The organism is Hydrogenophaga sp. ANAO-22, from assembly GCF_042466645.1.
In the GTDB taxonomy this organism is placed as follows: domain Bacteria; phylum Pseudomonadota; class Gammaproteobacteria; order Burkholderiales; family Burkholderiaceae_C; genus Hydrogenophaga.
Genome location: NZ_CP159956.1, coordinates 2267056 through 2291461, shown reverse-complemented (window position 1 = coordinate 2291461; position 24406 = coordinate 2267056). Strand labels below are relative to the sequence as shown.

Genomic DNA, 24406 nt, shown 5'->3' with positions numbered 1-24406 from the left:
TTTCGGGTCACTCCACACGCCGTCGAGTTTCAACCCGATGAGCCGCCGCCCGCCCGGGCGCAGCGCGCGCGGCAGCGGTTTCGCCTGGTTCCTCGTGTGCCTGCTGGGCGGTGCCTTGCAGGCGACCTCCATCGCCTGGCCTTTCGCGGGCTGGAGCCTGCCGGGTGCCGTGCAGGGCCAGCCCAATGGGTGGTGGCAGATCGCCTCGCTGGCGTTGCTGGTGCTGGCGCTGCAGTACGCCACCCGGGTGGGGCAGGCGGTGTGGCGCGGCTGGGTGTTTTCCACTGTCTGGCTGGCGGGCACCTTCTGGTGGCTGTTCATTTCCCTGCACACCTACGGCGGCCTGCCCGCCTGGCTGGCGGTGCTGGCCGTGCTCGCGCTGGCGGGGTTGCTGTCGATCTATTACGCGGTGGTGGTGGGTTTCCTGTGCGCCTGGGCGCCGGTGTCGCGCACCGCACAAGGGCTGATGTTCGCCTCGCTCTGGACGCTGGCCGAACTGGCGCGTGGCCACTGGTTCACCGGTTTCCCCTGGGGCGCGGGGGCTACGCGCACGTTGACCTGATGGCCCCTTGGGCACCGCTGGTGGGGGTCTATGGCATGGGCTTCCTGGCGGCCGTGCTGGCCTATTCGGTGGCCTCCATCGTCTCCGGCCTCTGGCGGCGCTTCAGCGTCTGGATGCAGTCGCCCGTCAGCCGGCCGGTGGGCCGCACGGCGGGTGGCATGGTGGCGCCGGCGCCCCGGGTGCAGGCCCGCCTGGTGCCGGGCCTGGCCGATGGCTGGCCCGGTGTGCTGCGTTCGCTGGCCCTGTTCCTGGTGGTGGGCGTGCTGCTGGTGAGCCTGATCGGCGGCGGCGCGGCGTGGCGCGGCCTGGGTCACCGGGACACCGCCGCGACGGGCGAGCTGCGGGTGTGGCTGCTGCAGGGCAACATCGCCCAGGATCAGAAATTCGAGCCCGGCACGGGCGTGGCCCAGGCGCTGAACTGGTACCCCCAACAGATCACCGAGGCCGTGCAGGCCGCGCGCAGTTCCGCCACCGGCCCGCAGCTGGTGGTCGCGCCCGAGACCGCCATTCCTTTGCTGCCAGGCCAACTGGGCCCCGACTTCTGGCAGCCCCTGCTCGGGCACCTGGCCGAGCAACCGGCCGGCACCGGCGTCGGCGCGCTGGTGGGCTTGCCGCTGGGCAGCATGGAGCGGGGCTACACGAACTCGGTCTGGGGGATCCACTCGGGCTCGGCCCATCGACTGCAGGCCCAGCCCCGGCTGGACACGCCGGACAACGGCCTGTACCGCTACGACAAGCACCACCTGGTGCCCTTCGGCGAGTTCATTCCGCCGCTGTTCCGCTGGTTCACCGACCTCATGAACATCCCGCTCGGGGACTTCAACCGGGGCGCCCTGGCGCAGCCGGCCTGGGCGGTGTCGGGGCAGCGCGTGGCGCCCAACATCTGCTACGAAGACCTGTTCGGCGAAGAGCTCGCGGCCTCGTTCCGCGATCCCACGGCCGCGCCCACCGTGCTGGTCAACCTGAGCAACATCGCCTGGTTCGGCGACAGCATCGCGATCGACCAGCACCTGCAGATCTCGCGCCTGCGCGCGATCGAGCTGGGCCGGCCCATGCTGCGCGCCACCAACACCGGCGCCACGGCCGTCATCGACCACCAGGGCCAGGTCACGCACGAGCTGCAGCGGCTCACGCGTGGCCGCCTGGAGGCCACGGTGCAGGGCCGCAGCGGCCTCACGCCGTATGCCCAGTGGACCGCGCGCTGGGGCCTGGTGCCCCTGTGGGTGGTCTGCGCCGTGCTGGCGCTGCTGATCGCCTCCACCCGCAACCTGGGCCGCCGGGGCGGGCGCACCCGCCGCCGCTGAGCGCGCCCGTAAAATCGGGCACTTGGGGCATTCCTGGCGCGATGCCGCGCCACGCCTCCACCCAGACCATCCCTCGGCCGGGCTTCGTTCCCGGCTTCTTTCCCATGTTGACCTTCCAGCACATCATTCTGAAACTGCAGTCCTATTGGGACGCCCAGGGCTGCGCGCTGCTGCAGCCCTACGACATGGAGGTGGGTGCCGGCACCAGCCACACCGCCACCTTCCTGCGCGCGCTCGGCCCCGAGCCCTGGAAGGCCGCCTACGTGCAGCCCAGCCGCCGCCCCAAGGACGGCCGCTACGGCGAGAACCCCAACCGCCTGCAGCACTACTACCAGTACCAGGTGGTGCTCAAGCCCGCGCCGAGCAACATCCTCGAGCTCTACCTCGGCAGCCTGGAGGCCCTGGGCTTCGACCTGAAGAAAAACGACATCCGCTTCGTCGAGGACGACTGGGAGAACCCCACACTCGGCGCCTGGGGCCTGGGCTGGGAGGTCTGGCTCAACGGCATGGAAGTGACGCAGTTCACCTACTTCCAGCAAGTGGGGGGCATCGACTGCAAGCCCATCACCGGCGAGATCACTTACGGCCTGGAGCGCCTGGCCATGTACCTGCAGGGCGTGGACAACGTCTACAACCTCAAATGGACGGACACGCTGAGCTACGGCGACGTCTACCTGCAGAACGAGAAGGAACAGTCGGCCTACAACTTCGAACACAGCGACGCCGACTTCCTCTTCACCGCCTTCAACGCGCACGAGAAACAGGCCAAGCACCTGATGGAGCAACAGCTCGCGCTGCCCGCCTACGAACAGGTGCTGAAGTGCGCGCACAGCTTCAACCTGCTGGACGCGCGCGGTGCCATCAGCGTGACCGAGCGCGCCGCCTACATCGGCCGCATCCGCAACCTGGCGCGCGCCGTGGCGCAGGCCTACTACGACAGCCGCGAGCGCCTGGGCTTCCCCATGGCGCCGCGCGAGTGGGTGGAACAGATGGTGAAGAAGGCCGCGTGAGCGCCGGGTGAAAGAACAAGAATGACCGCACAGAACCTGCTCGTTGAGCTGTTTGTCGAAGAGCTGCCGCCCAAGGCGCTGAAGAAACTCGGCGATGCCTTCGCCAGCGTGCTGGGTGACCAGCTCAAGGCCCAGGGCCTGGCGCCGGCCAACGCGGCCGTGACCGCCTTCGCCTCGCCGCGCCGCCTGGCCGCGCACGTCACCGGCGTGCTGGCGCGCGCGGCCGACAAGGCCGTGTCGCAGAAGCTCATGCCCGTGAGCGTGGGGCTGGACGCCAACGGCCAGCCCACGCCTGCCCTGCTCAAGCGCCTGGCCGCGCTCGGCGCCGACGCGTCTGCCGTGGCCGGCCTCAAGCGCGCGCCGGACGGCAAGGCCGAGGCCTTGTTCCACGACAGCATCGCGCCCGGGGCTGAACTGGCCGTCGGCCTGCAGAAGGCACTGGACGAAGCCATTGCCAAGCTGCCCATTCCCAAGGTCATGAGCTACCAGCTCGAGACCGATTGCGAACTGCCCGGCTGGAACAGCGTGAACTTCGTGCGCCCCGCGCACGGCCTGGTCGCGCTGCATGGCGGCAGCGTCGTGCCGGTGAAGGCGCTGGGGCTGACCGCGCGCCACGCCACGCAGGGACACCGCTTCGAGGCCCAGGTCTCGCCGGTGGTGCTGAAAGACGCCGACAGCTACGCCGCCACGCTCGCCCAAGACGGCGCGGTGATCGCCTCGTTCGCCGAGCGCAAGGCCGAGATCGCGCGCCAGCTCGCGGCGGCCGCCGCGAAGGTGGGCGGCGGTTGCCGGCCGATCGAGGACGACGCACTGCTCGACGAGGTGACCGCATTGGTCGAGCGGCCCAACGTGCTCATCTGCGAGTTCGAGACCCAGTTTCTCGACGTGCCGCAGGAATGCCTCATCCTCACGATGAAGGCCAACCAGAAGTATTTCCCCTTGCTCGATGCCCAGGGCAAGCTGACCCACCGTTTCCTGGTCGTCAGCAACATCAGCCCTTCGGACCCGAGCGCGGTGATCGGCGGCAACGAGCGCGTGGTGCGCCCGCGCCTGGCCGATGCCAAGTTCTTCTTCGACCAGGACCGCAAGAAGACGCTGGCCTCGCGCGTCGACGGCCTGGGCAAGGTGGTCTATCACAACAAGCTGGGCACGCAGGGCGAGCGCATGGAGCGCGTGCGCGCCATCGCGCGGGCCATCGGCCAGCAATTGGGGGGCGAGGTGCTCGCGCAACAGGCCGACACCGCCGCGCAACTCGCCAAGACCGATCTGCTGACCGACATGGTGGGCGAGTTCCCCGAGCTGCAGGGCATCATGGGCGGCTACTACGCGCGCCACGATGGCCTGACCGAGGACATCGCCTTCGCGATCGAAGACCATTACCGTCCTCGCTTTGCCGGCGATGAGCTGCCGCGCAACATGGCGGGGGTGGTGGTGGCGCTGGCCGACAAGCTGGAGACCCTGGTGGGCATGTTCGGCATCGGCAACCTGCCCACCGGCGACAAGGACCCGTTTGCGCTGCGCCGGCATGCGCTGGGCGTGGTGCGGATGCTGGTCGAGAAGAACCTTCCGATCGATCTGAGCGCCCTGTTGCAATCGGCCGTGCCCGCTTTCGGCGCGCTGATCACCGACCCCAGTGCGGCCTTGTCCGACTTCATCTACGACCGTCTCGCTGGTGGCCTGCGCGAGCAGGGCTACAGCGCCCAGGAAGTCGATGCCGTGCTGGCCCTGCGCCCGTCGCGCCTGGGCGAGGTGGCCTTGCGCCTGCAGGCCGTGCGCGCTTTCGCCGCGTTGCCCGAAGCGCCCGCGCTCGCGGCCGCCAACAAGCGCATCGCCAACATCATCAAGAAGGCCGAAGGCGAGGGTGCCGCGGTGCAGGAAGCGTTGCTGGTCGAGGCCGCCGAAAAGGGTCTGTTCGCCGCCATGCAGGCCACCGTGCCCGCCGCCAACGCGAAGTTCGACGCCGAGGATTACACCGGCTCGCTGCAGGCGCTCGCCGCGTTGCGCGCGCCGGTCGATGCCTTCTTCGACGGCGTGATGGTCAACGCCGACGACCCCGCGCTCAAGGCCAACCGCCTCGGCCTGCTGCGCGAGTTGCACCACGCCATGAACCGCGTGGCCGACCTGTCCCGCCTCGCGACCTGACACCACCATGAAGCTGCTCATCCTCGACCGCGACGGCACGCTCAACCGCAGCCGGGACGACTACGTCGCCTCGCCGGACGAGTGGGAGCCATTGCCCGGTGCGCTCGAGGCGGTGGCGCGGCTCAACCAGGGTGGCTGGCGCATCGTGCTGGCCACCAACCAGTCCGGCATCGGTCGGGGCCTGTTCGACATGGCTTCGCTCAACGCCATCCACGCCAAGATGCACCGCCAGCTCGCCGCGGCCGGGGCGCGCGTGGAGGCGGTGTTCATGTGCCCGCACGCGCCCGAAGACGCGTGTGCCTGCCGCAAGCCCGCGCCCGGCCTGTTCCTGCAGATCGGCGCGCGGTTCGGCATGCCGCTGGCCACGGTGCATGCGGCCGGCAACGCGATGCGCCACGTGCGCGCGGCCGCCGCGGCGGGCTGCCGCACCCATTTGCTGATGACGGGCAAGTCCGAACACCTGCGGGGCCGCCTGGGCTCGGGGGCGGCCGTGGACCTCGCGGCGCTCGCGCCCGACCTGCCGCCCGGCACACACCCCCACGACGACCTCGGCGCCTTCGCCGACTGGCTGCTCGCGCAGCCCACCACCTGATCCTCGATTCCCCAACATGATCCTCATCCATCTGCTGCGCTCGGTCCTGCACACCCTGTTCATGGCCGTGACCGTGGTGCCCTGGGCGCTCGCGGTGCTGATCGCCGCGCCGTTTCTCAACAGCACGCAGATCTACTGGATGTGCGCGGGCTGGCTCAAGCTCGCGGTGGCGAGCGGCCAGCTGATCCTGGGCATCCGCAACGAGGTGATCGGCTTCGAGAACCTGCCGGTGGGCAGCACCGCGCCGGCGGTGCTGCTGCTCAAGCACCAGTCCACCTGGGAAACCTTCTGCATGCCCGCGCTGATGCCGCACCCGCTGGCCTACGTGTTCAAGAAGGAACTGCTCTACGTGCCCTTCTTCGGCTGGGCCATGAGCCGCATGGACATGATCCACATCGACCGCAGCAAGCGCGCCCAGGCCTTCAACAGGGTGGTCGAACAAGGCCAGCGCCTGCTCAACCAGGGCACCTGGGTCATCATGTTTCCCGAGGGCACGCGCATTCCGCGCGGCCAGAAGGGCCAGTACAAGAGCGGTGGCACGCGGCTGGCCGTGGCCACGGGCGCGCCGGTGATCCCGATCGCGGTCACCTCGGCCAAGTGCTGGCCGCGCAAGGCCTTCATCAAGCGGCCGGGCACGGTGGAGTTCTCCATCGGCAAGCCCATCCCCAGCGAGGGCCGTGAGCCCGACGAGCTGATGCGCGAGGTCGAGGCCTGGATCGAAGCCGAAATGCGCCGCCTCGATCCCGAGGCCTACCGCACCGCCTGAGCACCGCCATGCAGCGCTTCGTGCAACTGGCGCTCGACTTCCTCGGCGCACCCGCGCCCGAGCCCCTGCGGCCCGCATCGCCGCCACCCCCGCCCGCGGTGGCCGCGCCCCCGGCCCTGCCCATGACCCAGGTGTTCCAACCGGCGGCCTGGCACCACCCGCGCGCCAACCGCATGCTGCGGCTGGGCGCCTGCGAGGTGGCCTACGAATTCAAGCGCGGCAAACGCCGCACCATCGGCCTGTCGGTCAGCACCGACGGCTTGAGCGTGAGCGCGCCGCGCTGGACGCCGGTGGGCGAGGTCGAGGCGCTGCTGCACGACAAATCGGCCTGGGTGCTGGAGAAGCTGCAGAGCGCCCGCCAGCGCGCCGGCGAAATGGAGCAGGCGCGCATCCGCTGGGCCGATGGGGTCGAGTTCGACTACCTCGGTGAGCGCATGCGCCTGGTGCTCGACCCCACGCACACCTTCACGCAGGTGGGCGGGGTGTTCGAGCCGGCGGTGGCGCCCGGTGGTCTGGCGACGCTGCGCATGGGGCTGGCCCGCAATGCCCAGGAAACGCAGATCCGCGACGCCGCACAGGCCTGGCTGATGAAGCGGGCCAAGGCCTTGTTCACCGAGCGTCTGGACCACTTCGCGCCGCAACTGGGCGTGCGCTACAGCAAGCTGCGCCTGTCCAGCGCCGGCACGCGCTGGGGCAGCGCGAGCGCCGACGGGTCGATCCGCCTGAACTGGCGCCTGATCCACCTCAAGCTGGACATGATCGATTACGTCGTGGTGCACGAGCTCAGCCATCTGCACCACATGGACCACAGCCCGCAGTTCTGGGATGTGGTCGCGCGGGTCCTGCCCGACCACGCCCAGCGTCGCCGCGCGCTGCGCGAGGCTGCCGTGCCGCTGGACGAATGACACCCTGGCGCGCGGGTCTCGCCGCAGAGCGATTCCGTTAAGATCGCCGCCTGACGTTGACGTAAACGTCAAATAACAGGGCCCCCCCATGGCGACGAACCCGACCTACACCATCAGCGACCTGGCCCGCGAGTTCGACCTGACCACGCGCGCCATCCGTTTCTATGAGGACATGGGCCTGCTGCAACCGCAGCGCGAAGGCCCGGGGGGCCGCAACCGGGTCTACACCTCGCGCGACCGCACGCGCCTCAAGCTCACCTTGCGCGCCAAGCGCCTGGGGCTGTCGCTGACCGAGGCCAAGGACATCATCGACATGTACGACAGCCCGCGCGACACCGGACCGCAGCTGCGCAAATTCCTCACCGTGCTGGCCGACCACCGCCACCAGCTGGAGGAGCAGATGGCCGATCTGCTGGCCAACCTCGATGAGGTGAAGACGCACGAGAAGGAAGCCCGCGCCCTGTTGGGCAAGATCGAAAAAAGCCCCAAGGCCTGACGGTCGGGGTAAGCTGCCGGCGTCCGTGGCCATGGGGCCGCGTCCTCGAAGAAAAGTGAAAGGCCGTTGCCATGTCCCTGATCGCCAGCATCGTCGTTGCGCTCGTCGCGCTGCTGCACTTCTACTTTCTCGTGCTCGAGATGTTCCTGTGGGACAAGCCGGCCGGCATGCGCGCCTTCGGCCAGACGCCCCAGTCGGCCGCGGCCACCAAGGTGCTCGCGGCCAACCAGGGGCTGTACAACGGCTTTCTGGCCGCCGGCCTGCTCTGGGGCCTGTGGCTGGGCCCCGAGGGCTTTGGCGTGAAAGTGTTCTTCCTGCTTTGCGTGTTGATCGCCGGCCTCTACGGCGCGGTCACGGCGAGCCGCAAGATCCTGTTCGTGCAGGCGCTGCCCGCCGCGCTGGGGCTCGTGCTGGTCTGGCTGAGCCGCACGGCCTGATCTAGGCCGCGGTGGCGCCCGCCGTGTACAGGCGCACGAATTCCCCGCTCGGGGGATCGGTTTGATCACATCGATCAGCACGCCGTCGGGCCCTTGCACGATGAAGTGGCGCTGGCCGAAGGCTTCGTCCCGCAAGCCGAGCAGCACGGTCAGGCCCTGGGCGATCGCGCGCTCGTATTCCGCGTCCACGTCGGCCACCTCGAAGTTGATCAGTACCCCCGAGGCCCGGCCGCCCCGCGCGCTGGCCGGGATCGTGGTGTGCGTGCCATCGAGGATGGCGAGGTTGACCGTCGGGTCTTCGCTGGATTGCAGGTGCACGTACCAGCCGCAGTCGAACAGGCTGGTGAAGTGGAAGTGGGTTTCGTAGAAGCGGGCCGTCTCGGCCACGCGGTCGGTCATGAGGACGGGATAGTACGAGGTGGATTTCATGGCGGATCTCCTGTAAAAAACATACATACAATATGCATGTAAATTCAATATAACATACAGACTGCATGTATGCAAAAAACCCTTTCACCCCAACGCCGTTCCCAAGGTGAGCGCACCGACGCCACCCGCGCCGCGCTGGTGAGCGCGGCGCGGGCGCTGTTCGAGGCCCGGGGCTTCGCCGCCACGGGCACGCCCGAGATCGTCGCGGCCGCGAACGTGACCCGGGGCGCGCTGTACCACCATTTCACGGACAAGACCGAGCTGTTCCATGCCGTGGCTCGTCAGGTGGCGCAGGAGGTGGCGGACGAGATCGCGCAGCGTTCGCGGCACCAGCCGAAGCCGGTGGACGCGCTGCAGGCGGGCGCCCAGGCCTATTTCGCCGCCATGGCCGAGGCCGGCCGCGCCCGCCTCTTGCTGCTCGAAGCCCCGGCCGTGCTGTCGGCCGAGCAGGTGCTCGGTTTGAGCGACCTCGCGGGCTTCCAGGCCCTGCAAGAGGGTTTGCAGAACGCGCTGAAAGAACGCCCCGAGGCCGTGCTGCCCCTGCGCGAGCTCAGCGTGCTGCTGTCGGCGGCGTTCGACCGCGCGGCGCTGGCGATCGCCCGGGGTGAACCGGCCGAGCCCTATGAGCGGGCGGTCCGTCTGCTGCTGTCACGCCTCGTCCCGGTCTGAGGCTTCTTCGAGCCAGACCACACGGCCCTGGCCGGCGTCGTTGAGGCGCGCCACCAGGGCTCCAGCTTGCGGTTCGGGCACTTGCAGCGACACCGTCACGCCGTCGCCATGCAGCGCTTCGACCAGGCGCGCGCCGTGGCCGTCGAGCTCGCGGCGCAGCCAGCCTTCCAGCGCGTAGGGCAGCACGCAGCGCAACGCTCGCCAGCGCACCACCGGCACCTTGTCGGCCTGCAGCAGCGCCTGGGCCACGCTGTCGGTGTAGGCGCGCACCAGGCCGCCCGCGCCCAGCGGCGTGCCGCCGTAGTAGCGCACCACAGTCGCGAGCACGCCCTCCAGGTCCTGGTGGCGCAGCACCTCCAGCATGGGCCGCCCGGCGGTGCCGCCGGGTTCGCCGTCGTCGTTGGCGGCGGAGTGGCCTCCGGCCATGAGCGCCCAACACACGTGGGTGGCGCCCGGGTGTGCGGCGCGCAAGGCCGCCACCCGCCGCAGCGCCGACGCGCGGTCCGCCTTCGGCTCCACGCAACCGATGAAGCGGCTTTTCTTGATCAGGCTTTCGCTGTGAACCGGGGCGGACAGGGTGTAGGGCATGGGGCGTCGAGCATAGCCCTGTGGCAGACGCGGCTCGGCACCGTTGAAATTGACGTTTACGTAAACGTCAACGTAGAATCGCGGTTCACTGCCTGTTGCGAGACACCCCTTGACCTCTCCCACCTTCGAGCCGCGCCACGCCGGTTTTGACCAGCGCACGCGCGAGAGCTTTGCGCGCCAGGCCGCCATGCGCACCCTGGGCGCCACGCTGGCCTCGGTGGCTCCCGGCCGGGTCGAGATCACCTTGCCCTGGGCCGAGCCGCTGACCCAGCAGCACGGGTTCCTGCACGCGGGCATGGTGGCGACCGCGCTCGACTCCGCGTGCGGCTACGCCGGCTTCACGCTGATGGCGTTGGAGGCCGCGGTGCTCACCATCGAATTCAAGATCAACCTGCTGGCGCCCGCGCAAGGCGAGAGCTTTCGCATGGTCGGCACGGTGATCAAGCCTGGGCGCACCGTCACGGTGTGCGAAGGCCACGCCTATGCCATCGACGGCGGGCGCGAAAAGCTGATCGCCACCATGGGCTGCACCCTCATGGCGGTGGTCGGCCGCGACAATATCCAGGGCTGAGCCCTTTTCCCAAACACCCCACGGAGACCCGCATGACCAACCTGCCCGGCCTGAACTTCCAGCTTGGAGAAGACATCGACGCGCTGCGCGACGCGGTGCGCGATTTCGCGCAGGCCGAGATCGCGCCGCGCGCGGCCGAGATCGACCGCGCGGACCAGTTCCCGATGGACGTGTGGCGCAAGATGGGCGACCTGGGGGTGCTCGGCATCACCGTGGGCGAGGAATACGGCGGCGCGAACATGGGCTACCTGGCCCACATGATCGCCATGGAAGAGATCTCGCGCGCTTCGGCCAGCGTGGGTCTGTCCTACGGCGCGCACAGCAACCTGTGTGTGAACCAGATCAAGCGCAACGGCAGTGAAGCCCAGCGCAAGAAGTACCTGCCCAAGCTCATCAGCGGCGAGCACGTGGGTGCGCTGGCCATGAGCGAACCCGGGGCGGGCTCGGACGTGATCAGCATGAAGCTCAAGGCCGAGGACAAGGGCGGCTTCTACCTGCTCAATGGCAGCAAGATGTGGATCACCAACGGCCCCGACGCCGACACCATGGTGGTCTACGCCAAGACCGAGCCCGAGATGGGCGCGCGGGGCGTCACGGCCTTCATCGTCGAGAAGGGCATGAAGGGCTTCTCCACCGCGCAGAAGCTCGACAAGCTCGGCATGCGCGGCAGCCACACCGGCGAGATGGTGTTCAACAACGTCGAGGTGCCGGCCGAGAACATCATGGGCGGCCTGAACAACGGCGCCAAGGTGCTCATGAGCGGGCTCGATTACGAGCGCGCGGTGCTCACCGGCGGGCCGCTGGGCATCATGCAGTCCGTCATGGACAACGTGGTGCCCTACATCCACGACCGCAGGCAGTTCGGCCAGAGCATCGGCGAGTTCCAGCTCATCCAGGGCAAGGTGGCCGACATGTACACCGTGCTGCAGGCGGGTCGCTCGTTCGCCTACACCGTGGCCAAGAACCTGGACCTGCTGGGTACCGAGCACGTGCGCCAGGTGCGCAAGGACTGCGCCTCCGTCATCCTCTGGTGCGCCGAGAAAGCGACCTGGATGGCCGGCGAAGGCATCCAGATCTATGGCGGCAACGGCTACATCAACGAGTACCCGCTGGGCCGCCTGTGGCGCGACGCCAAGCTGTACGAGATCGGTGCGGGCACGAGCGAAATCCGCCGCATGCTCATCGGTCGCGAACTGTTCGCCGAGACGATGTGAAGGTCCGAGGCCTCTTGAGCGGACAATCCAACCCATGAGCAACGATCTTCAACACCTTCTCGAACACAACCGCCGCTGGGCGGCCCAGGTCGAGGCCGAGCGTCCCGGCTTCTTTACCAAGCTCTCGCAACAGCAGAGCCCGCGCTACATGTGGATCGGCTGCTCCGACAGCCGCGTGCCGGCGAACCAGATCACCGGCCTGGACCCGGGCGAGGTCTTCGTGCACCGCAATGTGGCCAACGTGGTGGTGCCCACCGACCTGAACTGCCTGTCGACGGTGCAGTACGCGGTCGACGTGCTCAAGGTCGAGCACCTGATGGTGGTGGGTCACTATGGCTGCGGCGGCGTGCTCGCCGCGCTGCGCGACACTCGCGTGGGCCTGGCCGACAACTGGCTGCGCCACATCAAGGACGTGCGCGACCGCCACTCCGCCCTGTTGGCGGGCCTGTCCGAAAGCCACCGGCACGACGCGCTGTGCGAGCTCAACGCCATCGAGCAGGTCGTCAACGTGGCGCAGACCACCGTGGTGCAGGACGCCTGGACCCGCGGTCAGCCGCTCGCGCTGCACGGCTGGGTCTATGGCCTCAAGGATGGCCTCGTGCAGGACCTGCAGATGACCGTGCGCGGCAACCCCGATCTCGACGCGGTCTACCTGCGCGCCATCGAAGGCGTGGCGGTGCGGCCACGCGACTGAGTTCCGCAGGGCCGCGTGCGCCGGCCCGACCCCCTTTCACTTTTGATCATCAGGAGTTTTCACCATGTCCGCAGATCCCATCGTCATCGTCGGCGCCGCGCGCACGCCCATGGGCGCCTTCCAGAGCGACTTCGCCAGCCTCTCGGCCCACGACCTCGGTGGCGCGGCCATCCAGGCGGCGGTGCAGCGCGCCGGGGTGGACCCGGCCCAGGTGGACGAAGTGCTGTTCGGCAACTGCCTGATGGCGGGCCAGGGCCAGGCGCCCGCGCGCCAGGCCGCGTTCAAGGGGGGCCTGCCGAAGTCGGCCGGCGCCGTCACGCTGTCCAAGATGTGCGGCTCGGGCATGAAGTCCACCATGCTGGCGCACGACATGCTCGCCGCCGGCAGCGCCCAGGTGATGGTCGCGGGCGGCATGGAGAGCATGACCAACGCGCCCTACCTGCTGCAGAAGGGCCGGGGCGGTTACCGCATGGGCCACGACAAGGTGTACGACCACATGATGCTCGACGGCCTGGAAGACGCCTACGAAGCCGGCCGCTCCATGGGCACTTTCGGTGAAGACTGCGCCGCCAAATACAGCTTCACGCGCGAACAGCAGGACGCGTTTGCCATCGCGTCGGTCACGCGCGCCAAGGCCGCCACCGACAGCGGCGCCTTCGCCGCCGAGATCACGCCCGTCACCGTGAAGGACCGCAGCGGCGAACGTGTGGTGTCCACCGACGAAGGCCCAGGCAAGGTCAAGCTCGACAAGATTCCCGCCCTCAAGCCCGCCTTCAAGAAGGACGGCACCATCACCGCCGCCTCCAGCTCGTCCATCAACGACGGCGCTGCCGCGCTGGTGCTGATGCGCGAATCCACCGCGAAGCAGCTCGGCGCGAAGCCGCTGGCGCGCATCGTGGCCCATGCCACGCACGCGCAGGAGCCGAACTGGTTCGCCACCGCGCCCGTGGGCGCCACGCAGAAGCTGCTGGAGAAGACCGGCTGGCAGGTCGGCGACGTCGATCTGTGGGAGATCAACGAAGCCTTCGCCGTGGTGCCGATGGCGCTCATGGCCGAGCTGAAGATTCCGCACGAGAAGGTCAACGTCAATGGCGGCGCCTGCGCGTTGGGCCACCCCATCGGCGCCAGCGGCGCGCGCATCCTGGTCACACTGCTGCACGCGCTGAAGGCACGGGGCGGCAAGAAGGGCGTGGCCACCCTGTGCATCGGCGGTGGCGAAGCCACGGCCATGGCGATCGAACTGGCCTGACGCCCGGCGCACCACCATGCTCACCGTGCTGGTGATCGGTGCGTCTCGCGGCATTGGCCTGGAGATCGTGCGCCAGTACCTCGATGCCGGCGAGCGCGTGATCGCCACCGCCCGCGACGACGCCGGCCTGGAGCGCCTGCGCGAACTCGGTGCCGAACCGCTGCGTGTAGAGGTGGCCGACCCCGCCAGCGTGAGCGGCCTGGCCTGGTCGCTCGATGGCGAGGAACTCGACGTGGCCCTGTACGTGGCGGGCGTGCTCGACCCCCACGGCGCGAAGACGCCGCCCACGCGCGAGGCCTTCGACCGCGTGATGCACGCCAACGTGCTCGGCCTGATGCAGGCCATGCCCCAGGTGATGCCCGCGGTCGAGGCGGCCGGTGGGGTGTTCGCGGCCTTCTCCAGCGAAATGAGCCAGGTCGGCCTGGTGGACGGCAGCGACGCCTGGCTGTACCGCGTGAGCAAGGCGGCCGTGAACATGGCCGTGGCCAGCGCCCGGCACAGTTACCCGGGCGCCACCTGCGTGGCGCTGGACCCGGGCTGGGTGCAGACCGACATGGGCGGCGGTGCCGCGCCGCTGACGGTCGAACGCAGCGTGGCCGGGCTGCGCCGCGTGCTGGCCTCGCTCACCCCCGAAGACAACGGTCGCCTCATCCACCACGACGGCCGGCGCGCCGCCAGCTGGTAACCCTCCCTCCTGCGAAAGACGCTTCCATGCCGCTCAACCAAGACCAACTCATGATCCGCGACGCGGTGCGCAGCTTTGCCCAGGAGCAGTTGTGGCCGAACGCGGCGAAATGGGACAAGGAGCACCACTTCCCGAAGGATGTGCACCAGGGTCTGGCCGAACTCGGTGCCTATGGCATCTGCGTGCCCGAGGCGCTGGGTGGCGCGGGGCTGGACTACGTGACCCTGGCCGTGGTGCTGGAAGAAATCGCGGCCGGTGACGGTGGCACCAGTACCGCGATCTCTGTCACCAACTGCCCGGTCAACGCCATCCTGATGCGCTATGGCAATGCCCGGCAGCAGGACCAATGGCTGCGCCCGCTGGCCGCCGGCCAGATGCTGGGCGTGTTCTGCCTGACCGAACCGCACGTGGGCAGCGACGCCTCGGCGCTGCGCACGACGGCGGTGAAGCAGCCAGGTGGCGACTACGTGCTCAACGGCGTCAAGCAGTTCATCACCAGCGGCAAGAACGGCCACCTGGCGATCGTGATCGCGGTGACGGACAAGGGCGCGGGCAAGAAGGGCATGAGCGCCTTCCTGGTGCCGACGAACAACCCGGGGTATGTGGTCGCGCGGCTGGAGGACAAGCTGGGCCAGCACAGCAGCGACACGGCGCAGATCAATTTCGAGAACTGCCGCGTGCCGGCCGAGAACCTGATCGGCGGGGAAGGCGAGGGCTACCGGATTGCGTTGTCCGCGCTGGAGGGCGGTCGCATCGGCATCGCGGCGCAAAGTGTGGGCATGGCGCGCAGCGCGTTTGAGTGTGCGCTCACCTATTCGAAGCAGCGGGAGAGTTTTGGCCAGCCGATCTTCAACCACCAGGCGGTCGGATTCCGGCTGGCCGAGATGGCGACACAGATCGAGGTGGCGCGCGCGATGGTGCACCATGCGGCGGCCTTGCGCGACGCCGGGGAGCCCTGCCTGAAGGAGGCCGCCATGGCCAAGCTGTTTGCCAGCGAGATGGCGGAGAAGGTGTGCTCGGACGCGATCCAGGTGCACGGGGGTTATGGCTACGTGAGCGACTTCCCCGTGGAGCGCATTTACCGGGATGTGCGGGTGTGCCAGATCTACGAAGGCACTTCGGACGTGCAGAAGATCCTGATTCAACGGGCTCTGGCCTGAGTTTTTCTTTCTCCGACGGGGAGGTCTTCGGCCGTGGGGGTGGCCGGCTCCGCTCATGTCCTCCGAACCGGCTTCGCCGGTTCTCCCCCTTTACTTCGCTGCGCCGGCCACCCCCACGGCCGAAGACCCCTTGGCGTGCGGGCGGTGATTCTCCCGCACCCCTTCTGGCTCAGGGGTGTCCGGCGTTCTGCGCAGCGGGGTAAAGGAGGAGGCGGCACCAGCCGCCGGGGGACACCCGCGGAGCAGAGCGCCGGGCGCCCCTGAGCCCGGGAGGTCGGGGCTGGAAAGGCGCGGGATAAGCCGGTCCCTCGTATGATCGCGCCACCATGAACATCATCATCCTGGGAGCCGGCCGCGTGGGCGAAAGCGTCGCGGAAAGCCTGGTCTCCGAGCAGAACGACATCACCGTGATCGACATGGACCCGGCCCGCCTGCGCGCGCTGGAAGAACGGCTGGACCTGCGCGGCGTGGTCGGCAACGGCATCCAGCCCTCCGTGCTGCGCGAAGCCGGCGCGCAGGACACCGACATGCTCATCGCCTGCGCCGCGCACGACGAAACCAACCTCGTCGTCTGCAAAGTCGCCCACGACGTCTTCAACGTCCACAGCACCATCGCCCGCCTGCGCTCCCCCGAATTCACCGAAGGCGACGAACTGCTGGGCAAGAACGGCTTCGCGGTCGACCACGTGATTTGCCCCGAAGAGTCGGTGATGCGCTACATCCACCAGCTCATCAGCTACCCCGAAGCCCTGCAGGTGCTCGAGTTCGCCGACGGCCGCGCCAGCCTGATCGCAGTGCGCGCGGCCCACGGCGGCGCCCTGGTGGGCCACACCATCGGCGAAATCCGCGAACGCTTTCCCCACGCCGAGATGCGCGTGGTCGCGCTCTACCGGCTCGACACCGAAATGGAAGCCACGCCGCAGACCCGCATCCTCGCGGGCGACGAGGTGTTCGTGCTGGCCGATACGCAAAAAATCCGCGATGTGCTCGGCGCTATCCACAACATCGACAAACCCGTGCGCCGGCTCATGATCACCGGCGGCGGCAAGGTCGGCCTGCGGCTGGCGCGCAGCCTGGTTGGTCAGTGCGAGGTGAAGATCATCGAACGGGATATCAAACGCTGCGAATACCTCGCCAGCCAACTGCCGTCCAGCATGCTGATCCTGCAAGGCGACGGCGCCGACGAGGAATTGCTGCTGGATGAGAACGTCGGTGAGATGGACATGTTCCTGGCACTCACCAGCGACGACGAGGACAACATCATGTCCGCCATGCTGGCCAAGCGGCTGGGCGCGGGGCGCGTGCTTTCGCTCATCAACCGCCGCGCCTACGCCGACATGATGCAAGGCAGCACCATCGACATCGCCATCTCGCCCTCGCAGGCGGTCATCGGTGAGCTGCTCACCCACCTGCGGCGGGGCGATGTGGCTGCGGTGCACAGCTTGCGCCGCGGTGCGGCCGAGGCGCTCGAAGGCATCGCACGAGGCGATATGAAGACCAGCAAGCTGGTCGGCCGCAAGGTGGAAGAGATCAAGCTGCCCAAGGGCACGCGCATCGGCGCCATCGTGCGCGGCGAGGGCCGCAAGTCCGAGGTGCTGATGCCGCACCACGACACCGTGATCGAGACCGACGACCACATCATCGTCTTCATCCCGAACAAGCGCCTCGTCCGCGAGGTCGAGCGCCTGTTCCAGGTGAGTGCCACCTTCTTCGGATGACGCCTCGCGTCGGGCGCCCCTGCTCCATGTACAACTTCCTGCCCGTCCTCAATGTGTTCTCGCGCATCTTGCTCGCGTTCGCTCCAGCCTTTCTCGTGCCGCTGGCGTGGGCCTGGTTTCTGGATGGTCGGCATCACGCGCTGGTGTGGGCCTATGGTTTTGCCTTCACGGCTTTCTGCGGCCTCGCCCTGTGGCAGTGCACCCGGGCGCACCGGCGCGAACTCCAGGCCAAGGACGGTTTCCTGCTGGTCAATCTGGTGTGGACCTTGCTGCCTGGGTTCGCCGCGTTACCGCTGATGTTCACCGTGCCCGGCGTCGAATGGGCCAAGGCCTACTTCGAAGCCATGAGTGCGCTCACCGCAACCGGTGCCACGGCGTTCGCGGGGCTGGACGACCTGCCGGTGTCTGTCAACGTGTGGCGCTGTTTCCTGCAATTGGTCGGTGGCCTGGGCATCATGCTGTTGGTTGTGGCGGTGTTGCCCTTGCTGGGCTTGGGTGGCGTGCAGCTGTACCGGGCCGAGACGCCGGGACCAATGAAGGACACCAAGTTCACGCCACGCATCGCCGAGACCGCGCGAGGCCTGTGGGGGGTGTACGTGCTCTTCGCTGTCGCTTGCATGCTCGCCTATCGTTGGGCCGGCATGAGTTGGGCCGACGCCTTCATGCACATGTGTACCACGATGGGATTGGGCGGATTCTCGTCCCATGACGCGAGCTTCGGCTACTGGGACTCGCACACCATCGAGGCGGTGGCCACTGTGTTCATGACGCTCGCCGGGGTGAGCTTCATGCGCTACTTCATTGTGTTGCGCCACCGCACGCTGCGCCCGTTGCTCAACGACCGCGAGATCCGCACCTACGTAGCCGTGTTGGCTGTGTCCATCCTGGTCGTGGCCACGCTGCTGGTGGCACACGACACGGTGGACGATTTCCCCGAGGCCTTGCGGACCGCTGCCTTCCATGTGGTGTCAGTGGCCACCACCACCGGGTACGCGTCGACGGACTATGCGCAATGGCCCGTGTTCGTGCCGGTGCTGCTCATGTTTCTCGGCTGCTTCGTCTCGTGCGCCGGGTCCACGGGAGGAGGCATCAAGCTGGTGCGCATGGTGCTTCTGATCAAGCAGGCGCGACGCGAGCTGGTGCGCATCATCCATCCGCGGGTGGTCAACCCTGTGACGCTGGGAGGGGTGGTCATGCCCACCGCGGTCATGACTGCGGTCCTCGGCTACATGCTGATCTACGGGGCTGCCACCATGGGCCTGACGATGGTGCTCCTGTTCACGGGACTGGACATCGTCACGGCGTTTTCAGCCGTGGTGGCGACGGTCAACAACATCGGACCCGGCCTGGGCGAAGTCGGGCCGGCAAGCAATTTCGGGGTGCTCAACACCACGCAGGTCTGGGTCTTGTCCTTCGCGATGCTCCTCGGCCGCCTGGAATTGCTCACCGTGCTGGTGCTCTTCACCGGTCACTTCTGGCGGAAGTGACCGGCTGGACAGGTCAGCCGCGCGCCGGAATCTTCAGGCCGCGCTGCACGGCGGGGCGCTGTTCGAACGCTTCCAGCACGCGTTTCAGGTTCGGGAAGTCGGCGAACCCCACGATCTCGCCCGCGCCGTAGAAGCCGACCAGGTTGCGCACCCAGGGCCAGGTGGCGATGTCGGCGATGGTATAGGCGTCGCCCATCAGCCAGGCGCGGCCTTCCAGGCGCTCGTTCAGCACCTTGAGCAGGCGCTTGCTCTCGTTCACGTAGCGGTCGCGCGGGCGCTTGTCCTCGTAGTCCTTGCCGGCGAACTTGTGGAAGAAACCGAGTTGGCCGAACATCGGGCCCACGCCGCCCATCTGGAACATCAGCCATTGCAGGGTTTCGTACTTAGCCGCCACGTCGTCGGGCAGGAAGCGGCCGGTCTTGCCGGCCAGGTAGACCAGGATCGCCCCCGACTCCCACAGCGCCAGCGGGCGGCCGCCCGGCCCGTTCGGGTCGAGGATGGCCGGGATCTTGTTGTTCGGGTTGAGCGAGAGAAACGCCGGCGACATCTGGTCGTTGGTGTCGAAGCTCACCAGGTGCGGCTCGTAGGGCAGGCCGGTTTCCTCCAGCATGATCGAGACCTTCACGCCATTGGGCGTGGGCAGCGAGTACAGCTGCAGGCGGTCGGGCTGGGTGGCGGGCCATTTCTGGGTGATGGCGAAGGTGTCGAGCGTGCTCATGGGCGGTCCTTGAAGTCGAAGGCAAGAGGCGCCATTGGAACACCCGCTCGCCAAGTCCCCACCCTTGCAAGGGGATCGATAATCGGTTCTTCATGCCCACGACGAAAGACGCCTGCCCTTGTGGCCTCGGCCCCGATTTCCCGCATTGCTGCGGCCGCTACCTCGGCACCGGCGTTCCCGCCCCCGACGCCGAGGCGCTCATGCGCTCGCGCTACACCGCCTTCGTGCGCGGTGATGAGGCGCACCTGCTGGCCACCTGGCATCCGAGCCAGCGGCCGGCTTCCCTGGACCTGGACGGCAGTGTGAAGTGGCTCGGGCTCGAAGTGAAGCACCACAAGCCCATTGACGACACGCACGCTGAAGTCGAGTTCGTGGCGCGCTCGCGGGTGCAGGGGCGGGGCCAGCGCCTGTACGAGCGCAGCCGCTTCGTGCGCGAGCACGGTCACTGGTTTTATGTGGATGGCGACATCCTCAGCTGAATGAAAGACAAGATGTTTGATGCAGTTCTGTTTGATTGCGACGGCGTGCTCGTGGACAGCGAGCCCATCACCAACGGGGTCTTGCGCGAGGTGCTCAACGAGAGCGGCTGGGCGCTGACCCAGGCCGAGTGCATGGACATCTTCATCGGCAAGGCGGTGCGCGACGAGCGCGCGCGCATCGAGGCCGAAACCGGCAAGCCGTTCACAGAGGAATGGCTGCAGGGCTTCTACGCGCGCCGCAATGTGCGCCTGCTGGCCGAGCTCAAGGCGGTGCAGGGTGCGGTGGAGGCGGTGACGGCGGTGCACCGCCACGTGGCCGGCCGCATCGCCTGCGCCTCGGGCGCCGACCGGCCCAAGGTCGTGATGCAGCTCGATCTCGTGGGCATGCTGCCCTTGTTCGAAGACCGTGTCTTCAGCGGCCACGACCAGCCGCGCTCCAAGCCCGCGCCCGACGTTTACCTGGCCGCCGCCGCGCACCTGGGCGTGGACCCGGCGCGCTGTCTGGTGGTGGAGGACACGGCCACCGGCGCCCAGGCCGGGCTGGCGGCCGGTGCCACGGTGTGGGGCTACTGCCCCGAGGGGCATGGGCGCGCGTTCGAGGGCTTACCGGTGGCGCGCGTCTTCGGCCACATGGACGAGCTGCGCGAGCTGTTCGCCGCGCCACTCGCCCGGTGAGCGCCCGGTCCAGCCACGAAACGCGCGGATGAAACTCTTCTCGTTCTGAAACCCGCAGGCCTGCGCCACCTGCTTGATCGGGCGGCGGGTGCGCAGCAGCAGCTCGGTGGCGCGCTGGCGGCGCACCTCGTCCTTCAAGGTCTGCAGTGAGGCGCCTTCGTCCTTGAGCTGCCGATGCAGGGTGCGCGCCGAGACGTTCAGCAGCGCGGCCAGGTCGTCGGCGTTGTGGGCGTCCAGCGGCTGGGTCGCGAGCACCTGGCGCACGCGCTGCACCAGCAGGCGATCGCGCCGGTAGGAGCGCACGGTGAGCGGCAGGGCGCGCTGCAGCAGCTGGTTCATGGCGGCCTCGTCGCGCCGCATCGGCAGGGTGAGGTAACGCGCGTCGAAGGCGATCGCGGCTTCGTCCGCGCCGAAGGTGGCCGGGCCATCGAACAGCACGGCATACGCGTCCAGGTGCGGCGGGGGCGCGTAGGGAAACTGCGCGCCCTGCAACGGGATGCGCGAATCGACGTACCAGCTCGCCAGGCCGTGGATGTTGCGCAGCACCGAGACCACGCAGAACTCGGTGAGCGGCCCAGGGCGGCGGTGCGGGCGCAGCACGAGCCGCGCGCGCTCGCCCACGGTCTCCAGCGAGAGCGCCACATCGTCGGTGATCAGGCCGTGGTGGCGGCACCAGCGCCTGAGCGCCATGCCCAGCGTAGGCGCCGAGAGGGAGGCGCGCGCCAGCATGCCGTAGCTGCCCCAGGGCAGGGCGCGGCTGAAGCAGCCCAGGCCTTCGTCGTCGAGTTCGCGCATGGCGGCTTCCGACACCGCTTCCATCTGCGCGGCGGTGATGCGGGCGTCCGGCTGATCAACTTTCCTTGGCGGAATTTGTGCCAGTTCGAGCGCGCCTGCCGGGTCCATGCTTCGCTCGCGGTAAGCCATCACCATGGCACGAACAAACGCCATGGGCGTGAGGGCGGGGGCAAAGGCGGGAGGCATGGCGCCAGTTTCGCCGGACCTGGCGGTATTTGCAACCTGCATGGCAGGCCGGCCCTCATCCGCGTGTCTATCCTCCACAATGCCCCGAAACACCACAACGGATGCCGCCATGCCGATCCTGGAGACACAACTCAACGCCCGTTCCGCCGACTTCCAGGCCAATGCCCAGGCCATGCAGGTGGTGGTCGACGACCTCAAGGCCCAGATCGCCAAAGCCACCCTCGGCGGCGGTGAAGCCGCCCGCGCCAAACACACCGCGCGCGGCAAGCTGCTGCCGCGCGACCGCGTGCAGATGCTGCTGGACCCGGGCACGCCCTTCCTGGAACTCAGCCCGCTCGCGGCGCTCAACATGTACCCCGACCGCGACGGCTCCGACAGCGCGCCCTGCGCCGGTGTGATCGCCGGCATCGGCCGCGTCAGCGGGGTGGACTGCCTGATCGTCTGCAACGACGCCACCGTGAAGGGCGGTACCTACTACCCGATGACGGTGAAGAAACACCTTCGGGCGCAGGAGGTGGCGATGCAGAACAACCTGACCTGCATCTACCTGGTGGACTCGGGCGGCGCCAACCTGCCGAACCAGGACGACGTGTTTCCCGACCGCGAGCACTTCGGCCGCATCTTCTACAACCAGGCCAACATGAGCGCCAACGGCATCGCGCAGATCGCGGTCGTCATGGGCTCGTGCACGGCCGGCGGCGCCTACGTGCCCGCCATGAGCGACGAGACCATCATCGTCAAGAACCAGGGCACCATCTTCCTGGGCGGCCCGCCGCTGGTGAAGGCGGCCATCGGCGAGATCGTGAGCGCCGAAGACCTGGGCGGCGGCGACGTGCACACGCGCCTCTCGGGCGTGGCCGACCACCTGGCGCAGAACGACGCGCACGCGCTCGCGCTGGCGCGGCAGGCCGTGGCCACGCTCAACCGCCGCAAGGTCGCCACGCAGGCGCTGCGCGAACCGCGCGCGCCGCGGTACGACCCGAAGGAGATCTACGGTGTCATCCCGGTCGACACGCGCAAGCCCTACGACGTGCGCGAGATCATCGCCCGCGTGGTCGACGGCAGCGAGTTCCACGAGTTCAAGGCGCGCTACGGCGCCACCCTGGTCTGCGGCTTCGCGCACATCGAGGGCATGCCGATCGGCATCGTCGCCAACAACGGCGTGCTGTTCTCCGAGAGCGCGCAGAAGGGCGCGCACTTCATCGAGCTGTGCTGCCAGCGCAAGGTGCCGCTGCTGTTCCTGCAGAACATCACCGGCTTCATGGTCGGCCGCAAGTACGAAAGCGAGGGCATCGCGCGCCACGGCGCCAAGATGGTCACGGCCGTGGCCACGGCGCAGGTGCCGAAATTCACCATCATCATCGGCGGCAGCTACGGCGCCGGCAACTACGGCATGTGCGGCCGCGCCTACAGCCCGCGCTTCCTCTGGATGTGGCCCAACGCGCGCATCAGCGTGATGGGCGGCGAGCAGGCCGCCAGCGTGCTGGCCACCGTGCGGCGCGACGGCATCGAGGCCAAGGGCGGCAGCTGGAGCGCCGAGGAAGAGGCGAAATTCAAGCAGCCGCTGCTGGATCAGTTCGCGCACCAGTCACACCCCTACTACGCCAGCGCCCGCCTGTGGGACGACGGTGTGATCGACCCGGCCGACACGCGCCGTGTGCTCGGTCTGGCCCTCTCGGCCACCCTCAACACGCCGATCGGCGAGCCGAAGTTCGGCGTCTTCCGGATGTGATGCCATGGCCAGGACCATCTACGACAACCCCGACCACGAACTGCTGCGCGACCAGGTCGAGCGCTTCCTCGAACGCGAGGTGGAGCCGCACGCGGCCGCCTGGGAAGAGACCGGCATGGTGCCGCGCGACGTGCTGCGCCGCATGGGCCAGGCGGGCCTGCTGGGTCTGATGTTCGAGGGCGAATACGGCGGTGGTGATGCCGACGCGCTGACCAACCTGGTGTTCGCCGAAGCCCTGTCGCAGTCCACCTTCGCCGGCTTCATCATCACCGTGCTGGTCCACACCGACATGGCCGGCCCGCACCTGCACCATGCGGGCAACGCGGCGCAGAAGGCCAAGTACCTGAAGAAGGTCACGGCTGGCGAGATGATCACGGCGGTGGGCATCACCGAGCCCGGCGCCGGCTCCGACGTGGCGGGCATCCGCACCACGGCGCGCAAGGAAGGCAACGAATGGGTGCTCAACGGCACCAAGATGTTCATCACCAACGGTGTGCACGCCGACCTGTACTTCGTCGCCGCCAAGACCGGCACCGCGCGCCACGACGTGACCATGTTCATCGTCGAGAAGGGCACACCGGGTTTCTCGGTCGGCCGCGCGCTCAAGAAGACCGGCTGGCTCTCCAGCGACACGGCCGAACTCGTTTTCGACAACGTGCGCATCCCGGAAGAGAACCTGCTGGGCGAGCAGGGCAAGGGCTTCTACTCGGTCATGAAGAACTTCCAGACCGAGCGCATCGCGCTGGCGGCCATGGCCGTCGGCCATTGCACGCAGGCCCTGAAGCTCACGCTGGACTACGTGCGCCAGCGCCAGGCCTTCGGCGCCACGCTGTGGGACAAGCAGACCATCCGCCAGCGCGTGTCGATGCTCGACGCCAAGACGCGCGCGGCGCGCCAGTTCATGTACCACTGCGCCTGGAGCGTGACCCAGGGCCACGACATCGTGCAGGAGGTCTCCATGCTCAAGGCGCTCACCGGCGAACTCGTCAACGAGGTGGTGCAGACCTGCCAGCAGTTCCATGGCGGCATGGGCTTCATCCGCGAGACCGCGATCGAGCGCCTGTGGCGCGACGCGCGCGTGCTCGCCATCGGCGGCGGTGCGACCGAGGTGATGCTGGAAGAAGTGGCGAAACGCTATTGATG

At 68.2% G+C, this 24406-nt stretch carries 23 protein-coding genes and 2 pseudogenes; 21 read left to right on the top strand and 4 right to left on the bottom strand.

The window, feature by feature from the left end; translation table 11 throughout:
- Positions 1-37 precede the first annotated feature (37 nt).
- The 8 genes and pseudogenes from lnt (at position 38) to ABSY19_RS10905 (ending at position 8214) form a co-directional block, all read left to right on the top strand.
- Positions 38-1866: pseudogene (gene lnt, locus ABSY19_RS10940) on the top strand (apolipoprotein N-acyltransferase).
- Between the two features lie 104 nt (positions 1867-1970).
- Positions 1971-2876 (top strand): glycine--tRNA ligase subunit alpha, encoded by a 906-nt coding sequence (glyQ, locus tag ABSY19_RS10935; RefSeq protein ID WP_382162519.1) that lies wholly within the window; start codon positions 1971-1973, stop codon positions 2874-2876.
- Between the two features lie 21 nt (positions 2877-2897).
- Entirely contained in the window at positions 2898-5018 is a 2121-nt protein-coding gene (gene glyS / locus ABSY19_RS10930) for a glycine--tRNA ligase subunit beta (RefSeq protein ID WP_382162516.1), read from the top strand.
- Between the two features lie 7 nt (positions 5019-5025).
- Positions 5026-5610 carry a D-glycero-beta-D-manno-heptose 1,7-bisphosphate 7-phosphatase gene (gene gmhB / locus ABSY19_RS10925; RefSeq protein ID WP_382162513.1) on the top strand — a complete coding sequence of 195 codons (585 nt, stop codon included), beginning with the start codon at positions 5026-5028 and terminating at the stop codon, positions 5608-5610.
- A gap of 25 nt (positions 5611-5635) precedes the next feature.
- On the top strand, positions 5636-6376 hold the full coding sequence (locus tag ABSY19_RS10920; RefSeq protein WP_382163766.1) for a lysophospholipid acyltransferase family protein: 741 nt from the start codon (positions 5636-5638) through the stop codon (positions 6374-6376).
- An 8-nt stretch (positions 6377-6384) separates the two neighbouring features.
- Entirely contained in the window at positions 6385-7281 is an 897-nt protein-coding gene (locus tag ABSY19_RS10915) for a M48 family metallopeptidase (protein ID WP_382162510.1), read from the top strand.
- Between the two features lie 88 nt (positions 7282-7369).
- Entirely contained in the window at positions 7370-7777 is a 408-nt protein-coding gene (locus ABSY19_RS10910) for a MerR family DNA-binding transcriptional regulator (protein ID WP_291113012.1), read from the top strand.
- A 71-nt stretch (positions 7778-7848) separates the two neighbouring features.
- Positions 7849-8214 (top strand): DUF1304 domain-containing protein, encoded by a 366-nt coding sequence (locus ABSY19_RS10905; RefSeq protein WP_382162507.1) that lies wholly within the window; start codon positions 7849-7851, stop codon positions 8212-8214.
- A gap of 129 nt (positions 8215-8343) precedes the next feature.
- Here ABSY19_RS10905 and ABSY19_RS10900 read toward each other — a convergent pair.
- Positions 8344-8613 (bottom strand): annotated as a pseudogene (locus ABSY19_RS10900) (glyoxalase); the annotation flags it as partial.
- A 99-nt stretch (positions 8614-8712) separates the two neighbouring features.
- Between ABSY19_RS10900 and ABSY19_RS10895 the strand changes: the two are divergent.
- Entirely contained in the window at positions 8713-9312 is a 600-nt protein-coding gene (locus tag ABSY19_RS10895; RefSeq protein WP_382162504.1) for a TetR/AcrR family transcriptional regulator, read from the top strand.
- Here the strand turns inward: ABSY19_RS10895 and ABSY19_RS10890 are convergent.
- On the bottom strand, positions 9292-9900 hold the full coding sequence (locus ABSY19_RS10890; RefSeq protein ID WP_382162502.1) for an IMPACT family protein: 609 nt from the start codon (positions 9898-9900) through the stop codon (positions 9292-9294). The two genes, ABSY19_RS10895 and ABSY19_RS10890, sit on opposite strands and share 21 nt — an antisense overlap.
- A 187-nt stretch (positions 9901-10087) precedes the next feature.
- Between ABSY19_RS10890 and ABSY19_RS10885 the strand changes: the two genes are divergently transcribed.
- The 8 genes from ABSY19_RS10885 (at position 10088) to ABSY19_RS10850 (ending at position 18678) form a co-directional block, all read left to right on the top strand.
- The gene (locus ABSY19_RS10885; RefSeq protein WP_382163765.1) at positions 10088-10471 is read left to right on the top strand and encodes a PaaI family thioesterase; all 384 of its coding nucleotides are present in this window, start codon (positions 10088-10090) and stop codon (positions 10469-10471) included.
- A 32-nt stretch (positions 10472-10503) separates the two neighbouring features.
- Complete coding sequence (locus ABSY19_RS10880; protein ID WP_382162499.1) at positions 10504-11685, top strand: isovaleryl-CoA dehydrogenase; 1182 nt, start codon at positions 10504-10506, stop codon at positions 11683-11685.
- Between the two features lie 34 nt (positions 11686-11719).
- A complete protein-coding gene (gene can / locus ABSY19_RS10875; RefSeq protein WP_382162496.1) occupies positions 11720-12379 on the top strand; it encodes a carbonate dehydratase in 660 nt (219 codons plus the stop codon).
- Positions 12380-12443: 64 nt separating this feature from the next.
- On the top strand, positions 12444-13628 hold the full coding sequence (locus ABSY19_RS10870; protein WP_382162493.1) for an acetyl-CoA C-acyltransferase: 1185 nt from the start codon (positions 12444-12446) through the stop codon (positions 13626-13628).
- Between the two features lie 16 nt (positions 13629-13644).
- Positions 13645-14313: an SDR family oxidoreductase gene (locus ABSY19_RS10865; protein ID WP_382162491.1), complete on the top strand. Its 669-nt coding sequence runs from the start codon at positions 13645-13647 to the stop codon at positions 14311-14313.
- 26 nt (positions 14314-14339) lie between these two features.
- Entirely contained in the window at positions 14340-15473 is a 1134-nt protein-coding gene (locus tag ABSY19_RS10860) for an acyl-CoA dehydrogenase family protein (protein WP_382162488.1), read from the top strand.
- Positions 15474-15799: 326 nt separating this feature from the next.
- Positions 15800-17191 carry a Trk system potassium transporter TrkA gene (gene trkA, locus ABSY19_RS10855; RefSeq protein WP_382162485.1) on the top strand — a complete coding sequence of 464 codons (1392 nt, stop codon included), beginning with the start codon at positions 15800-15802 and terminating at the stop codon, positions 17189-17191.
- 26 nt (positions 17192-17217) lie between these two features.
- Positions 17218-18678 (top strand): TrkH family potassium uptake protein, encoded by a 1461-nt coding sequence (locus ABSY19_RS10850; RefSeq protein WP_382162483.1) that lies wholly within the window; start codon positions 17218-17220, stop codon positions 18676-18678.
- Positions 18679-18691: 13 nt separating this feature from the next.
- Here ABSY19_RS10850 and ABSY19_RS10845 read toward each other — a convergent pair whose 3' ends face one another.
- On the bottom strand, positions 18692-19396 hold the full coding sequence (locus ABSY19_RS10845) for a glutathione binding-like protein (RefSeq protein WP_382162480.1): 705 nt from the start codon (positions 19394-19396) through the stop codon (positions 18692-18694).
- Between the two features lie 92 nt (positions 19397-19488).
- On the opposite strand from ABSY19_RS10845, the gene ABSY19_RS10840 reads away from it, so the two are divergent.
- Entirely contained in the window at positions 19489-19875 is a 387-nt protein-coding gene (locus tag ABSY19_RS10840) for a YchJ family protein (protein ID WP_382162477.1), read from the top strand.
- Positions 19876-19887: 12 nt separating this feature from the next.
- Positions 19888-20550 (top strand): HAD family hydrolase, encoded by a 663-nt coding sequence (locus ABSY19_RS10835; RefSeq protein ID WP_382162474.1) that lies wholly within the window; start codon positions 19888-19890, stop codon positions 20548-20550.
- Here the strand turns inward: ABSY19_RS10835 and ABSY19_RS10830 are convergent.
- Positions 20479-21531 carry an AraC family transcriptional regulator gene (locus ABSY19_RS10830; protein ID WP_382162471.1) on the bottom strand — a complete coding sequence of 351 codons (1053 nt, stop codon included), beginning with the start codon at positions 21529-21531 and terminating at the stop codon, positions 20479-20481. The genes ABSY19_RS10835 and ABSY19_RS10830 overlap by 72 nt on opposite strands.
- A 109-nt stretch (positions 21532-21640) precedes the next feature.
- Between ABSY19_RS10830 and ABSY19_RS10825 the strand changes: the two genes are divergently transcribed.
- Together ABSY19_RS10825 and ABSY19_RS10820 are read left to right on the top strand one after the other, a co-directional pair.
- Complete coding sequence (locus ABSY19_RS10825; RefSeq protein WP_382162468.1) at positions 21641-23263, top strand: carboxyl transferase domain-containing protein; 1623 nt, start codon at positions 21641-21643, stop codon at positions 23261-23263.
- A 4-nt stretch (positions 23264-23267) separates the two neighbouring features.
- Positions 23268-24404 (top strand): acyl-CoA dehydrogenase family protein, encoded by a 1137-nt coding sequence (locus ABSY19_RS10820; protein WP_382162465.1) that lies wholly within the window; start codon positions 23268-23270, stop codon positions 24402-24404.
- The last annotated feature ends 2 nt before the right edge of the window (positions 24405-24406 follow it).